The organism is Marinobacter sp. (assembly GCF_040904845.1).
Taxonomy (GTDB): Bacteria; Pseudomonadota; Gammaproteobacteria; order Pseudomonadales; family Oleiphilaceae; genus Marinobacter.
The window spans coordinates 16,766-31,718 of record NZ_JBBDSR010000114.1 but is presented as its reverse complement, the minus strand read 5'-3'; the positions used below and the strand labels follow the sequence as shown (position 1 = coordinate 31,718).

Annotated in this window: 17 protein-coding genes and 1 pseudogene; 11 read left to right on the top strand and 7 right to left on the bottom strand. The window is 58.9% G+C overall.

What is annotated here, in order from left to right:
* Positions 1-137: 137 nt before the first annotated feature.
* Both WD429_RS15455 and WD429_RS15450 read right to left on the bottom strand, forming a co-directional pair.
* Complete coding sequence (locus WD429_RS15455; RefSeq protein WP_368423079.1) at positions 138-1,718, bottom strand: ATP-binding protein; 1,581 nt, start codon at positions 1,716-1,718, stop codon at positions 138-140.
* A 70-nt stretch (positions 1,719-1,788) separates the two neighbouring features.
* Complete coding sequence (locus WD429_RS15450; protein ID WP_368423078.1) at positions 1,789-2,526, bottom strand: response regulator; 738 nt, start codon at positions 2,524-2,526, stop codon at positions 1,789-1,791.
* A 248-nt stretch (positions 2,527-2,774) separates the two neighbouring features.
* Between WD429_RS15450 and WD429_RS15445 the strand changes: the two genes are divergently transcribed.
* On the top strand, positions 2,775-3,533 hold the full coding sequence (locus WD429_RS15445) for a GNAT family N-acetyltransferase (RefSeq protein WP_368423077.1): 759 nt from the start codon (positions 2,775-2,777) through the stop codon (positions 3,531-3,533).
* Between the two features lie 15 nt (positions 3,534-3,548).
* On the top strand, positions 3,549-4,385 hold the full coding sequence (locus tag WD429_RS15440; protein WP_368423076.1) for a lysophospholipid acyltransferase family protein: 837 nt from the start codon (positions 3,549-3,551) through the stop codon (positions 4,383-4,385).
* On the opposite strand, the gene WD429_RS15435 is transcribed toward WD429_RS15440, so the two are convergent.
* From WD429_RS15435 to WD429_RS15420, 4 genes are all read right to left on the bottom strand, one after another.
* Complete coding sequence (locus tag WD429_RS15435) at positions 4,310-4,768, bottom strand: peptidylprolyl isomerase (protein WP_368423075.1); 459 nt, start codon at positions 4,766-4,768, stop codon at positions 4,310-4,312. The genes WD429_RS15440 and WD429_RS15435 overlap by 76 nt on opposite strands.
* On the bottom strand, positions 4,768-6,978 hold the full coding sequence (locus tag WD429_RS15430; protein ID WP_368423074.1) for an acetyl-CoA hydrolase/transferase C-terminal domain-containing protein: 2,211 nt from the start codon (positions 6,976-6,978) through the stop codon (positions 4,768-4,770). Before WD429_RS15430 ends, WD429_RS15435 begins: the two co-directional genes overlap by 1 nt.
* Before the next feature lie 134 nt (positions 6,979-7,112).
* A complete protein-coding gene (locus tag WD429_RS15425; RefSeq protein WP_368423073.1) occupies positions 7,113-7,430 on the bottom strand; it encodes a hypothetical protein in 318 nt (105 codons plus the stop codon).
* Positions 7,431-7,632: 202 nt separating this feature from the next.
* Positions 7,633-8,670 (bottom strand): NADP(H)-dependent aldo-keto reductase, encoded by a 1,038-nt coding sequence (locus WD429_RS15420; protein ID WP_368423072.1) that lies wholly within the window; start codon positions 8,668-8,670, stop codon positions 7,633-7,635.
* Positions 8,671-8,757: 87 nt separating this feature from the next.
* On the opposite strand from WD429_RS15420, the pseudogene WD429_RS15415 reads away from it, so the two are divergent.
* Positions 8,758-8,901, top strand: a pseudogene (locus tag WD429_RS15415) (glycosyltransferase family 1 protein); the annotation flags it as partial.
* Between the two features lie 142 nt (positions 8,902-9,043).
* On the top strand, positions 9,044-9,616 hold the full coding sequence (locus tag WD429_RS15410) for a phosphatase PAP2 family protein (RefSeq protein WP_368423071.1): 573 nt from the start codon (positions 9,044-9,046) through the stop codon (positions 9,614-9,616).
* A gap of 16 nt (positions 9,617-9,632) precedes the next feature.
* Here WD429_RS15410 and dinB read toward each other — a convergent pair whose 3' ends face one another.
* Positions 9,633-10,697: a DNA polymerase IV gene (gene dinB / locus WD429_RS15405; RefSeq protein ID WP_368423070.1), complete on the bottom strand. Its 1,065-nt coding sequence runs from the start codon at positions 10,695-10,697 to the stop codon at positions 9,633-9,635.
* A 115-nt stretch (positions 10,698-10,812) separates the two neighbouring features.
* Here dinB and WD429_RS15400 point away from each other — a divergent pair, with 115 nt between their 5' ends.
* The 7 genes from WD429_RS15400 (at position 10,813) to WD429_RS15370 (ending at position 14,896) form a co-directional block, all read left to right on the top strand.
* Complete coding sequence (locus tag WD429_RS15400) at positions 10,813-11,094, top strand: DUF1244 domain-containing protein (protein WP_368423257.1); 282 nt, start codon at positions 10,813-10,815, stop codon at positions 11,092-11,094.
* Positions 11,091-11,480, top strand: a complete 390-nt coding sequence (locus WD429_RS15395) for a HopJ type III effector protein (protein WP_368423069.1) — start codon at positions 11,091-11,093, stop codon at positions 11,478-11,480. The genes WD429_RS15400 and WD429_RS15395 overlap by 4 nt, the downstream gene beginning before the upstream one ends.
* On the top strand, positions 11,477-12,256 hold the full coding sequence (minC, locus tag WD429_RS15390; protein WP_368423068.1) for a septum site-determining protein MinC: 780 nt from the start codon (positions 11,477-11,479) through the stop codon (positions 12,254-12,256). Before WD429_RS15395 ends, minC begins: the two co-directional genes overlap by 4 nt.
* A 66-nt stretch (positions 12,257-12,322) precedes the next feature.
* Entirely contained in the window at positions 12,323-13,135 is an 813-nt protein-coding gene (gene minD / locus WD429_RS15385) for a septum site-determining protein MinD (protein ID WP_368423067.1), read from the top strand.
* Positions 13,136-13,138: 3 nt separating this feature from the next.
* Positions 13,139-13,393, top strand: coding sequence for a cell division topological specificity factor MinE (minE, locus tag WD429_RS15380; RefSeq protein WP_368423066.1), 255 nt, complete (start codon positions 13,139-13,141; stop codon positions 13,391-13,393).
* A 219-nt stretch (positions 13,394-13,612) separates the two neighbouring features.
* Positions 13,613-14,359, top strand: coding sequence for an START domain-containing protein (locus WD429_RS15375; RefSeq protein ID WP_368423065.1), 747 nt, complete (start codon positions 13,613-13,615; stop codon positions 14,357-14,359).
* A 54-nt stretch (positions 14,360-14,413) separates the two neighbouring features.
* Entirely contained in the window at positions 14,414-14,896 is a 483-nt protein-coding gene (locus WD429_RS15370) for an HPP family protein (RefSeq protein WP_368423064.1), read from the top strand.
* Positions 14,897-14,953: the final 57 nt, after the last annotated feature.

The following is a 14,953-nucleotide window of genomic DNA, read 5'->3' as shown; positions in this document are numbered from 1 at the left end:
TGAAACAAGGAAAGTTCGTAAGAACTACAACCTCAAAAGTCATCCCTTACACTGCGAATTATGGGCAAAGCTTCAGGGCCGTTCAGTTGCGGTTATGTATGCCGATTGTTACATCTGGTTAGGGGGTGAGGCCTGGTTCACACAATGGCGTCGTCCGGCTTTTTGCGGGGCCACACCAGGCTGAAACGGGCACCGCCCAGCTTCTCGCTACGGCTGACAAACGCCTGCCCTCCATGCCAGTACAGAATGCGGCGGACAATCGACAAGCCCAGCCCATAGCCACCTGACGTCCGCGTGCGGCTGTCATCCAGACGGGCAAACGCGGTGAATACTTTTTCCCAGTCCTCCTCCGGAATGCCCGGGCCATCGTCCTCGACATCAACCCGGCAGTTGTCATCGTCGAAATGGCAGTTCACCACCACTTTGCTTTTGGCATAACGGCCCGCATTGCCCACCAGATTCTGGATGGCACGATGGAGATAACGAGGCTCAACGTCGGACAACCCCCAACGCTCGGATTCACTGTCAATGATCTCGGAAATGGCCAACTCGACGCGGACCCGCTGTTGCTCGCCAACCACCTGGCGCACGATGTCCGTGACCGAGGTCTCCTCAAGGGCAAACACGGGGCCACCCTGTTCCAGACGGGCGTAAGTGAGAATTTCGTCGATCAGCTCGTCCAGTTCCTGAATGTCTCCGTCAATGCCATCCAACTGCTTCTGCAGGGCTTCAGGACTGGACGCGTTCTCGATCATCTGCACGCCGAACCGTATGCGCGCAACCGGCGTCCGCAGCTCGTGGGAGACCGCATGGATCATTTCCCGCTGCACCCCCACCAGCCGCTGCATGTGTTCTGCCATACCATTAAACGCGGCCGCCAGCCTCGAGACCAGGTTGCTGTCACCCCCGTCGACCCGGGCCCCCATTTCGCCCCGGGCAATGCGCACCGCCACCGATTCCACCGCCCGCAGATTGCTGTCCAGATCCCGCAGCGTCAGATGCAGCGCGAGAGCCAACACGCCACCGCTTACAATCATCAGCAGCAACACGACCGGCCAGGCCCAGCCCTGAAAAGGCGATGGCATGGCGAGATTAACCAGCGATCCATCTTCAAGCCGGATCATCACGCTGGCCACACCACCAGAGCCATGCTGATACAGCGCCAGCCCACGCTCAGACACGCGGTCCAGCACCTCGCCGTCAGGCACCTCGTTCGGGTTCCGGATTGGCTGCAAGGAAACGTCCAGCGCCTCTGCCAGCTGTTGCAGGATATGTGCCCTGTCCTCCTCACCCATTCCTTGCGCCTGGTTCAGGTGGGAGCGGACCACCAGCGCCGTCGCTTCGGCCACATCCCGATAGGTGTCACGAAACCGGAGAGTGAGAATGGCACCGTCAAATCGCTGCACCAGAAGCTGCTGCCCGACCGAAGACTCCCGGGCAACCACCTGGCCGTAGCCGAGCCGCTCAAGGTCAACAGACGACAGCGACAGGTCTGGCGACGACACGCGAAAATCGTACAGGGATGCCAGCCAATGATACTGTTCAGCCGGCGCAGGCGCGGCAGCCAGCCAGCGCATCAGAGGTTCTGGGTAACGTTCGCTCCAGAACTGTTCGCGAACGGAGTTGATGCCCGTAAACAGCGCGACGCACAGCACCAGCACCAGCCCGGTGAGGCCGACCAGACGCAGATACAGTTTGAAGAAGAATTTCAGGGGCATTGCATTAACCCTGACGAGGAACGCGGGCCCGGCTGCCGAAGCAGAAAGGCCCGCGCCAGAGGCGGATGGTTCAGGCTTCTTTTACGAACAAATAGCCTTTACTGCGAACCGTTTTGATGCGCCTGGGGTGAATCGGGTCATCACCGATTTTCGGGCGGATTCGCGATACCCGGACATCGATGGAGCGGTCCTGTCCGTCATACTCAATGCCACGCAAAGCGGTAAATATTTCTTCGCGGCTGAGTACGCGCCCGGCGTTGCTTGCCAACAGCCAAAGCAGGTCGAATTCGGCACTGGTGAGATCGATACTCTCGTCATTCAGCCAGGCTTCACGCATGGAGCGATCCACCACCAGGTCATTGAACTGGAGCCTGACCGGCTCCTCACCCTTCGCCTCGTCAGCACCACCCTGAATGCCCTCGGTTATCCGCCTCAGCATGGCGCGAATCCGGGCCAGCAGCACGCGGGGCTTCACGGGTTTGCCGATGTAGTCATCCGCGCCCATTTCCAGACCCAGCACCTGATCAAGATCATCCGTGCGGGCGGTGAGCATGATGATCGGCCCCTGGTAAAACGGCCTCACCCGGCGACAAATGGACAAGCCATCTTCCCCTGGCAACATAAGATCAAGAACAACCAGGTCAGGCTGCTCGTTGCGGATGCGCTCAACTGCCTGACCGCCGTGGGTTTCAAGAGTAACGGCCAGGCCATTGCTCTCGAGGTATTCCCGCGTCAGTTCTGCCAGCCGCTCGTCATCCTCGACAATGAGAATTCGCCAACTTTCGTTTGTCTGTTCCACGCCATCCATCTCTGGTTTTGTTATTCCGGTTTCAGAAGAAGCACTCAAAACCTGACAATACAGGCAACCTGCTGTAACAGCAATTATACATGCTATTCAGAAATATACATGGAACCCCCACGCTGTTACAGCCGGTGACAATGTCGACCTCTCTGGGGGCGGGCCGCGAACTGTCACAGAGTCGTCACCGTGGCGTCATTCCCCTGTCATACCGGGTTCATAGCCTTGTCTGGAAACGGCAACAATGAGACTTGGTCATGAGCCCACAATCCGTTCCCGTCAGTCGCCCCGCCCGCAAACTCAGGGCTGGCATTACCAACCACGCAGCCACCGTAGAAGCTGCGCAACGGCTGCGTTACCGTGTATTTTCCGAGGAGTATGGTTCAGACCTCGGGGCTGTCATCCCGGGCATCGACGCCGACAGCTTTGACCGGCACTGCGATCACCTGGTCGTCACCGATGAAATCACCGGCGAGCTTGTGGCAACAACGCGGGTGCTTCACCAGCACCGGGCTCAGGACGCCGGAGGATTCTATTCTGAGGGCGAATTCAACCTCGACATGATCAAACAGTTGGCCGGGAACGTAGCGGAGCTCGGACGGACGTGCGTCCACCCGGATTATCGCAACGGGGCAACCATTACCCTGCTGTGGGCCTCCCTGGCCGAATATCTGGTCCGGCACGATGTTGAATACCTGATGGGCTGTGCCAGCATCAGCATGGCGGATGGCGGCCTGAAAGCCTGGAATATTGCCCGTTACCTGCAACGGGAATTCATGGCGGAGGACGCCTTTCGCGTCACGCCGATGCGGGAATTACCGCACCTGGCTCACCCAACCCACGTCGAAAAACCGGTGGATGTGCCCGCGCTGATCAAGGCCTACATGCGGCTGGGCGCGAGGGTGTGCGGGGAGCCCTGCTGGGACCCGGAGTTCCGCTGTGCCGATCTGTTAGTTGTGCTGGAGGTGAGCCACCTGGCGTCCCGGTACAGTCGACACTTCATGGGTCAACGCTAAATCAGGAGGATTACCATGGGCACACTCCGCCTGAGCCTGCGGCTGACGTTATTTTGCGGTTTCCTCATCGTCACCGGCCTGATCGCCGCCACGTGCCTGACACTGGAGACGGTAACCCGCAGGCCCATCAATCGGGCACCCATCGCCCGCTTCTGCTTTGACTACGCCAGCCGCTGCCTGGGCTTTCGCATCCGCCAACAAGGCGTGCCGGCGAAAAACAACGTTCTGTTCGTCAGTAACCACGTTTCCTGGTCGGACATCCCCGTGCTCGGCGGTCGTGTTCCCTTGCGGTTCCTGTCGAAGGCTGAAGTGGGGCGTTGGCCGGTCATTGGCTGGCTCGCGCAGCAGGCCGGCACTTTGTTCATCACCCGGGGTGGCGGTCGCGCCCGGGAGGCGCAGGCGGAGATTTCGGCCACGCTGGTGTCCGGCCAGTCCGTTCTGGTGTTTCCGGAAGGCACCACCAGCAGCGGCCTGAGCGTTTTACCGTTCCACAGCCGCCTGCTCCAGGCCGCGCCGCAGGCCGGTGTGGCTATCCAGCCCATCAGCATTGCCTACACGCGCAATGGACGTCCGGACCAACTGGCACCGTTTATCGGCGATGACGATTTTCAGCACCACCTGCCACGCATGCTCAGACAGGCCGCCGTGGAAGTGACCGTCGTCTTTCATCCAGCGGTACCGGTGAGCAACGACCAATCATTGGCTGATCTGGCGGAGACACTGAGGCAAACGGTTGCCGGTGGTGTTCAGACGGCTTATCAGGATCGGGCGGGGTATCAATCCAGCGGACGCCCCTGGGCGACCTCATCTTCCGTTGCCTCACGCTTACCGACGATTTCAAGGTCGAAATAGAGCGTGAATCCCGCCAGGGGATGGTTGGCATCGACCTTCACCAGGTTGCCATCAATGCTCACCACCTGAACAATCTGGGCGTTGTCACCGGTGTTGGTCTGGAATTTCATGCCGACCGCGAGGTTTTCGATGCCCTCGAACATCGACCGGGGAACGGTGCGAATCAGTTCCGGGTTGTGCTCGCCGTAGGCCATGGAGGGCGGCACCGTCACTTCCAGACAGTCTCCTACGTTACGGTCCTTTACCGCCTCCTGAACTCCGGCAACGATACCGGGGCTGCCGTGCAGAAAATGCAGCGGCTCACTGCCCTCCGAAGTATCGACCAGCTCTCCGATCTTGTTCTTCAGGACATAATGAACGGTAAATACGTCAGGCTTTTGCATCAGGTCTCTTGGCTTCCTGTATCCGGTGGTGTGTCAGTTTTGCGCAGCCCGTGAATCACCAGCCGCTGATCGAGCTTGGCTTTCAGACCGCGCGGATTGGCAAGCCCCATACGCTCCAGAAGCGCCGCGTACTGGCCTTCTTCATCACTCTCGCGAAGCGCTTGCCACAACGTGACTAGTTTACCACGTCGGGTCGCCGTTGCGGTCTTGAGGAATGTCAGCGCCTTACCCAGTGTCAGCTCCTCCCCGGTGAAATCGCAGCCGAACGGAAACGCCGGAAACAGGTCATGCTGCCCGCCAGCACTGACCGCATCGCGCACCGCCTCCGGAGTGTTGTCACGCCAGTGCGGCGGCAACCTGAAACCCCGTGAGACCTTGCCGGCCTTTTTGGCCTGGTCCAGCAACTCCGGCTGAAAACGGGAATCGGCAATGCGGATCAGCCGCAGATAGACCTGTTCATCCGGCTGCCCACGCAGATCGGCAATGCCATATTCGGTGATGACAATATCCCGCAGGTGCCGGGGAATGGTGCAATGCCCGTAACTGAACACGATGTTGGACACGGTCTCCCCCCGGGATTGCCGCGTGCTGCGGAGCGTCAGGATGGATCGCGCGCCGGGAAGTTCATGGGCCATCGCAACAAAGTTGTATTGCCCACCCACGCCACTCACCACCCGGCCATCTTCCAGGCCGTCGGACACCGCCGCGCCATTCAGGGTGTACATCATCGCGGAATTGATAAACCGGCCTTGTACCCGCTGGGCGGCTTTCAACCGCTGGTTGCCAAATTCATGGTCATACAGGTGGTTGATGTAATTCACGCTGGTCATGCACAGGCGTTCGCGGTCCTGCTCCGGCATGTCCCGTAACGCCTGGTAAAACCGTTCCGGGCCGACATAAAAGCCACCGTGCATGACCACACCGCCGCTTAAACGATCCCCCAGAGCGAGGGTGCGGATGGCTTCCCGGGACTCTTCGTTATCAAGATCCGGGTCCAGGGACTGCTCCCCCACTCGGAGCCGCCCGCCCTTGAATTCCACCTCCGGTCTCAACACACCGAAGCGGGCCAGCCAGCGCACATCTCTCGCACGCAGGGGCGAGTCAATCAGTTTCTCACGGCGCAACACATCGAGGGTATCCAGCGACACCTGATTGGCGATGTCGCCGCGGTTGATAAGTTCCTGAAGACCGGCGTGATCGAAGACCTCACGCGTGAGCACACCGGCGTCGAGCAGATAGTAGAAGCCATCAACCATCATTTCGCTGCACCCGTACAACCCCTCGCTGAACGGCTCCGTGCCGCCTTCACGCTCAACCAGAGGAAAGTGCTCCGCCACCTTTAGGTGTTGGTAGACCGCTTTCCAGCGGTCATTGTCCTTATGGCGCAAAATCGCGCTGTGGACCAGAGCCGCGCCAAGGGAGCCAATGCCCACCTGAAGTGTGCCGCCGTCTTTGAGCAGTGCACTGGCGTAGAAACCGATCAAGTGATCCTCAGGGCTGACCGCCATCTGCGGCGCTGAGAACAACGGATAGTCCGTGGCTGGATGGTCCAGCACCACATCGAACCGCTCTTCACCAATAACCGCATGATTGCCCAGGAACGGCAGTTCCCGATTGAACTCCGCCACCACCGCAACCGGAGTTCCTTCGGCCTCACGTTCACGAAGACGGGGCAAAAGATCCAGCGACAAATCAGGGTTTGAACTGAGGCTAACCTTCCCCGGCTGGCCGCAGTCCGCCCCCGGCGAGACCATCTGGCCAACGACGTTTACCCCCAGCGCCATCAGATCCCGCACTGCGTGGGTATAATTGGTACAGACGTAGTTCCGCTGCTGGTCAGTGTTATTGAGGAATGAGCCCGCCTTGAAGAAGAACTCCGACACCCGGACATTGTCCGGCAAACGGTTGGCGGTCACATCCCGGGCGTAGGCAAGCTCTGGAATCCGACCAAACAGGCGCTCACTGAACGGCCCCATGAACCGTTTTTCCAGCGACGACGCGCCGGTCGGGGCGAGCAGTGACAAGGCCGTCACAATATGGAGGTTAATAGAGGGATCATCTTTGGCGCGCTGATAGAGCGCATTCACAAAACGAACAGGCTTCCCCAGCCCCAGAGGTAACCCAAGGGTGATGTCCCTGCCGACCCGTTCGATGACGGCATCCACACAGGCATTGGTATCACTCAGGCGTAACGGCGCGTCTGCTGCCATATCCATACTCCTTTATAACCTTCAACGAGGGTTCCGGAGAGGATAATCACATGACGGATAGATACAGGCAATGAGCCCGCGCAGTCATTCGGGGATATTCGGGGCTAAAAAGGTTCGAACGCGTCTCTGGAGACTCAGAAATCCCACTTGAGATTCAGCGCGGCACCTTCTTCAAGTAAGGCAACACCATGGTCCGGGCGAGCCGGATCCGACGCATAGCGCTTTTTATCAGACTCAGAGCGAACCAAACCAAGGCTCAGCAACCGGGAGCCGATCTCGGCAAACGCTTCGTCGGGATTTTCATTGTCGAAATTGCCGGCCATCCGTTCCTGCAATTCATAGACGTCTTCGGCGATGACCTTGTCAGCGATGATGCGCTCGCCTGCCTCGGCCCGCACCATAAATGCCACCATGTTAAGCGCCAGCAGCGCTGCAAAAATGCGAATAATCATGATATGTCAGATGACCTTTTTTTATTTGAGCGGGATTCTACGTTCGTATAAGGCTAAAGTCTAACGATTAGAGCCCTGAAAGATGTGAAATCGCACACAATAAGGTCAGATTTTTGTCACCAAATCACCGCATTTTTGTCAAATTATAGTTCCATTTGTTTCAGCGCGTTAACACCACTGCGTCAACACAGAAGAATCCGCTTCACGGGCAGGGATAGGTGAAGTCCTGATGAATGGCCTCGATGGCAGTGATAACGTCTTCACTCAAGGTCACATTAGCCGACCCCAGGTTTTCCTTCAGCTGCGCCAACGTCGTAGCCCCGATGATATTGCTGGTGACGAACTCCCGGCTGTTGACCCAGGCCAATGCCACCTGAACCGGCGAAATGCCGTGCTCACGGGCAAGATCCACGTAGGCTTGAGTCGCCGCTTCGCCACGGCGGCCGGTGTAGCGGCTGAAACGCTCAAACAGGGTCATACGGGCACCTGCCGGGCGCTGGCCACCCAGGTATTTACCAGAGAGCATACCGAACGCCAGCGGCGAGTACGCCAACAGCCCGGTCTGCTCGCGATGGGAAATCTCTGCCATGCCGACTTCATAGGAGCGGTTGAGCAGGTTGTAAGGGTTCTGGATGCTCACCGGCCGGGGCCAGTCTTTCTCACCGGCCAGCCTGCAGTATTCCATCGCGCCCCACGGCGTCTCGTTAGACAGCCCGATGTGCCGGATTTTACCTTCCCGGACCAGCTCATTGAGGGCCGACAGGGTTTCCTCGATCGGCGTTGATTGCTCTTCTGGATCATGCGCATAGCCCAACTTACCGAAAAAATTGGCATTCCGGTCCGGCCAGTGCACCTGGTACAGATCAAGGTAATCGGTTTGCAGCCGTTTCAGGCTCTGCTCACAGGCCTGCCGTACGTGATCACGGGTGAGCCGCGGGCCGTTGCGCAGATAGGTCAGGCCGTTGCCGGGGCCGGCCACTTTCGAGGCAACCACCAGATCATCCCGGCGGCCACGACGAGCCAGCCAGTTGCCAAGATACTGCTCCGTCAGACCCTGAGTTTCAGGGCGGGGCGGCACCGGATACATTTCGGCAGCATCGATGAAATTCACACCTTCCGCCATCGCCAGATCAAGCTGCTGGAAGGCCTCCTGCTCGGTATTCTGCTGGCCCCAGGTCATGGTGCCGAGACAGATCAGGCTGACATCAATATCGGTATTGCCAAGCTTACGCTTCTCCATGGAATCTCCGGGTGGTCTGATCAAAAGGTAAACAGATTGTCATGCGGCTGTCGCACAACTGTCACAGCGACTTTTCATAGTGGAGGCATGACTCAGAGACAGGCAGGACACACCGTGACCACAACACCCACGACCGTCAGGCGCACCAGCCACATTACCATTGTTTCTGAAACCTTTCCTCCGGAAATCAATGGCGTGGCCAACACCCTCCGGCATCTCTGCCAAGGCTTGCTGCTGCAGCTGGCCGATCAACCCACGCTACTGAACCGCATCCGCGCCCAGGCACGCCTGGACGCCCTGGAACTGAACTGGGCCAGCCAGATCGAGCAGTTTGAACAGCTGGTATTCAATCAGCCAATAAAGGCCAATGACCATGCCATCAACAACCAAAGCGTCTCGCTTCTTTAATCTGGTGGATCAACGGGAATACGCCTTCTGCCAGGCAATCAATCGCAGCCTGAGGTTTCGGCCGGTGCACGGCTATTTCCAGCTGGTCAGCCGCCTCGGCGATGGCTGGTTGTGGTATGCCCTGATTCTGGCGATGCCAGTGATCCGCCCTGATGACGGCCTGGCGCTGGCTCTGCTGATGGTCGCCACCGGGCTCGCCTGCACCCTCACCTACAAGCTGCTCAAGCGCTGGCTGATCCGGGAACGACCGTTCATCTCATTCCCGAGCATCCATTGCGGCACCCCACCACTGGACCGCTACAGTTTTCCCTCCGGTCACACCCTGCACGCCGTGTGCTTTACCACGATTCTGGCGTTAACGGCTCCGGAGCTGTTCTGGCTATTGCTGCCGTTTACTCTGAGCGTGGCGGCATCCCGCGTCATACTGGGCCTGCACTATCCAAGTGATGTGGTGGCCGGAGCGGTGATCGGCGGGGGCCTTGGCATCCTCGCCGTCATCGGCGTCGGGCCCTCAGCGTTGGCCATGATGGCGCTCTGAGCCCGCCCGGCGTTGTTCATTCAAACAGGCACAGCTGCATAACCGGTGAATCGTCATTGCGAAACCTGACCCCCAGACCAAGCAAGCGCACCGGGCGCGAAGAGTCGGTTACCAACTCATCCAGCAGCGGACCATAGTCCTCCACCCCCGGTTCCCGCACCTGTTCTCTGACCCGTTCCAGCGTGTGAGTCGAGAAGTCGCTGTAGCGGATCTTGATAAACAGCTTGTGGATCGGCTTGTCACGGGCCTTGCGTTTCAGGCGCAGGTTCAGATCGGCCACCAGCGATGCCATCACGGTTTCACACGCGGCCTTGTCGGGCAGGTCCTGAGAGAAGGTGCGCTCCACACTGAGGGATTTGGCAATGCGGGACACCACCACCGAGCGCTCATCACGACCAAACGCCATCTCATGCAAACGGTAGCCCTGCTTGCCAAAACGCTCCATCAGGACGTCCGCTCCGATCGCCTGCAGGTCGCCACACGTGGCCACCCCCAGGGCGTGGAGTTTACCCGCCGTTACCTGCCCCACCCCGAACAGTTTTTCCACCGGCAGCCCGGCAACGAAACCGTCCACATCCTGAGGGCGGATCACGAACAGCCCGTCCGGTTTTTCCCAGTCACTGGCAATTTTGGCAAGAAACTTATTGGGTGCTACCCCGGCGGAAATGGTGATGCCCACTTCGTCCAGCACCCGCTGGCGAAGGTGCTGCGCCATAAGAGTCGCGCTGCCCTTATGGTCGGTAATATCACTGACATCCAGAAACGCTTCATCCAGCGACAACGGCTCCACCAGATCGGTCAGCTCCCGCAGGATGGCCATGACCTGCTGCGACACCGCGCGGTATCGCGCCATATCCGGCGGTACTGTGACCAGCCCCGGGCACAGGCGGCGAGCTTCACCGCCGGGCATGGCCGAGCGCACCCCAAACGCCCGGGCGCGATAGTTACAGGTGGTCACCACCCCGCGCCCGCCTTCCCCACCGACAGCCAGCGGCACCTCCCTCAGGGAGGGATCATCCCGCATCTCCACGGCGGCATAAAAGCAATCGCAATCCACATGAATGATTTTGCGCTGGGGCATGGGCAACAACTCGGGTCGACAATCTGTACATATATACAGCCTTGTATCTTACGGTAACATGCCGAGAATGTCAGGAGCTCTCAACTTCCATCTTCAGCCCAACAAGCGAGTGACCATGACAACTCCCATTCCCGAGCAGTCACAAACCGAGATCGAAGCCGCGGCATTTCGCCGCCTGGTGCAGCACCTGCGCGACCACACCGAGGTGCAGAATCTGGATCTGATGAACCTGGCCGGCTTCTGCCGCAACTGCCTGTCCAAATGGTACCGGGCGGAAGCCGCCGAGCGCGGCTTTGAACTGTCCGACCCGGACGCCCGCGAGGTGATCTATGGCATGCCCTACGAAGACTGGAAATCCCGCTATCAGACAGGCCCGAAACAGGATCACAACGCATGAAGGTGAGCGAGGCGGTACGAATTCACCTGGCCTCCCTGAGCGGCGGGCACGCCAGCTTCGATGACACCCTCGCGCTTATTGATGGTTATTTCGAGTACCAGCCCACCGACTTCCGGAACGGCCCTCTGTTCAACGCGGCTGGCGAGAACGCCGGCTCCTGCCGGGTCTTTGCCCTCGGGCAGTATTGCAGCCTGAGCGAGGCCGATACCCTTGGGTTGTTCGCCGAACATTACCAACAGGTACTGAATGACCCTGTGGGCGATAGCCATGGTAATATTCGCCAGTTCATCAGCAGCGGCTGGTCCGGAATCCGTTTTGAGGGCAACCCTCTCCGCGCCCGCCCTGCCGACACCCGGACTGACTCCAAGGAAGAGAAGCTTTCATGAGCGATACCGCCACCTCAGGGGTACAACACTGCTTTCAACTGAAAAGCGCCAGCGTCTCCATGACGGCCCTGGAACTGTATTACTTCGATAACGACGAATTCGAGGACACCCTGCGGGACAAGATCAGCCAGGCCCCCGGGTTCTTCAAAGATATTCCGCTGATCATCAGCCTGGAAAAATACGAAGGCCTGAGCAGCGAACTGGATTTCTTCAAGATTATCGGTGCCTGCCGCCGCCATAACATCCATGTGATTGGTGTTCGCGGTGGCAACGACGACCAGCGCCGGCTGGCGCGGGGTGCGGCACTGGCTTTGATGCCGGGTGGCAACCAGCGCGACCGGCAGGCACAGCCTGCCGAGAACAACGCAGCCGCCGCCAACGAGCCCGCCCCGGCTCCTGAACTGGCCGCTGCCCCGGCAGCGGACGCCCCTGCCGATCCCGCCCCGGCCCGCATCATCAATCAACCGGTGCGGTCCGGCCAGCAGGTCTATGCGCCGGAAGGCGACCTGATCATTCTGGCCCCGGTACAGGCTGGCGCGGAAGTGCTGGCGGCGGGTAATATCCACGTCTACGGGCCACTTCGGGGCCGGGCGCTGGCTGGCATTCACGGAGCGCACACCGCCCGGGTTTTTTGCCAGTCACTGGAGGCGGAGCTTGTGTCCATCGCCGGACACTATAAAATCTCCGAAGATCTCCAGGATCACGGCTGGAAGACCGCCGTACAGATCCAGCTCAGGGATGACCTGCTGGTGGTTACGCCACTGGAAAAGGCCTGATCAAATTATAACGACCGGATTTTTTCGGCATAAACGACGAATCCACTGCGAAACAGGAATGTAACCTTGGCTAGAATCATTGTCGTTACCTCAGGAAAAGGTGGCGTAGGCAAAACCACCACCAGCGCCTCAATCAGCACCGGCCTGGCCAAACGCGGTCACAAGACCGTGGTTATCGATTTTGACGTAGGCCTGCGCAACCTTGATCTCATCATGAACTGCGAACGCCGGGTGGTGTATGACTTCGTCAACGTCATCCAGGGTGAAGCGTCACTCAACCAGGCCCTGATCCGCGACAAGCGGGTGAACACCCTCTACATTCTACCGGCATCCCAGACCCGGGAGAAAGAAGCGCTGACCCGTGAGGGCGTAGAGAAAATCATCAACGAACTGTCGGAAACCTTCGACTACATCGTCTGCGACTCTCCGGCCGGTATCGAGCATGGCGCATTGATGGCTCTGTACTACGCTGATGAGGCTGTGGTGGTCACCAACCCGGAAGTGTCTTCAGTGCGGGATTCCGACCGAATTCTGGGCATTCTCCAAAGCAAGTCCCGGCGCGCCGAAATGGGCCAGGACCCGGTCAAGGAACACTTGCTGCTCACCCGCTACAACCCCGGCCGTGTTGAACGCGGGGAAATGCTGTCCGTGGCCGATGTGGAAGAAATCCTTGCCATCCCCCTGCTGGGAGTCATTCCGGAAAGCCAGATTGTGCTGAATGCTTCCAACCAGGGCATGCCGGTGATTCTGGAAGAAGACAGTGACGCAGGCCAGGCCTACGACGACGCTGTTGCACGCCTGTTGGGCGAGGAGCGGGAACACCGTTTCATGACCTCCCAGAAGAAAGGTTTCTTCTCACGGATGTTCAAGGGGGACTGAGGGATGAGACTCCTCGATTACTTTAAAAGCAAGAAAAGCAACAACACCGCCAACGTGGCTAAAGAACGCCTGCAGATCATCGTTGCCCATGAACGGGGCCAGCGAGAGCAGCCGGACTACCTGCCCCAGTTGCAACAGGAGCTGCTGGCGGTCATTCGCAAATACGTGCAGATCAGCGACGACATGGTCCAGGTGGAGGTGGACCGCAATGACAGCTGTTCGGTACTGGAACTGAACGTTACCCTGCCGGAGAGCTGATCGCTGCATGCCTGCTGACCCCGGCGGGCAAAGTGGTCTTCCATCAATCCCCGTAGTCCCGCTATGGGGATTTTTTTACCTTCGTCATCGTCAATTCAGGCCATTTTCCTGGCTGGGATCACAAGGCAGCTACCCAGTTCACAAACCCTTGATTCGGCATCACGTCCGCGCGAATGCCCATGTTAGAATCGCTGCATCGTATTCAAGAAAGTGTACATTATGCAGAACCCCAGAGCCCGAGGCATTTCAGGCTGGGTAAGTGGCCTTGGCGCACTGCTCGCTGGTGTCAGCCTGTCTGTAGTTGCGTCGGCCGCAGACTTGCCACCAGAGGACGCCGACGGCTGGACCCTCCGCAAGGAAGCCGACAACATCCGCGTTTATACCATCAGCCAGACTGACTCCAGCTTCAAGGCCTTCAAGGCCGAAGCCCTGCTGGACTCCACCATGGAGAACCTGCTGGCGGTGATGGTCAACCCCGAGTCCTGCGTGGAATGGGTGCACAACTGCACGGAATCCAGCGCCTTCGGAGACGGTGATTTTCACGACCGATATGCCTACTCCGTCAATGACATGCCCTGGCCGGTCACCGACCGGGACTACGTGCTGCGCATCCGCACCCACGGCGATCAGTCCAGTGGCGAAGTGACCATGGATCTCAACGCCGTGCCGGACCGCCGTGACGAGATTGACGGCCACGTCCGTGTTGATCGCTCCGACACCCTCTACCGGTTTGTACCCGAGGGCGACAAAACCCGCATGATCTGGGTTCAGCACACCGATCCCAACGGTTCCATTCCAGGCTGGCTGGTGAACACCTTGCTGGTGGACATTCCGCTGCGATCCCTTGAGCAACTGGAGCGCGTCACCCGCAAGGACCGGTATCAGGGCCACACTCTTGAGTACAACGATGCCGGCCAACTTACCGGCGTGACGCCCCCATCGCAATCGGGGGATGACTCACCGTAACGGACAGGCTAAGCTCTGTTGAAACGGACCCTTTAACAGAACAGGACCCGGTAAATGACGGTTCTCGCCCACGAGATCATGACGCCCAGCATCAAGGCCGTACCGCAATCATGGACGATGGAGAGGCTGGCCCGCTTCCTCACCGACAACGAAATCACCGGCAGCCCGGTGACCGATGACACCGGCGACATCGTCGGCATCGCCACCCTCAAAGACATTACCGAATTCCGCTGGAACGCCGACCGCGATAACTCCGAAGCGCATCTGACAACGGAAGAAAAACAGGAGGCACGACGCCTGCGAATGGCCATTTTTGAGGAAATGGGCAAGGTGCCGGTCGAAGTCAGAGACATCATGACCCCCAGCGTACGGTCAGTGGACGAACACACCCCGGTACGCGATATTGCCGACATCATGATGCGCGAACACCTGCACCGGATTTTTGTTACAAAAGCCGACAGAATCACCGGTATCATCACCACTTACGACATGTTAAAACTGATATCTGACAAGGAACTCGCCAGCCGCTGTGCCTGAAACGACCGAGCCACCAGAGAGGTAACGCGCCTTATGCCAGGAGCATCGCAAGCTCGC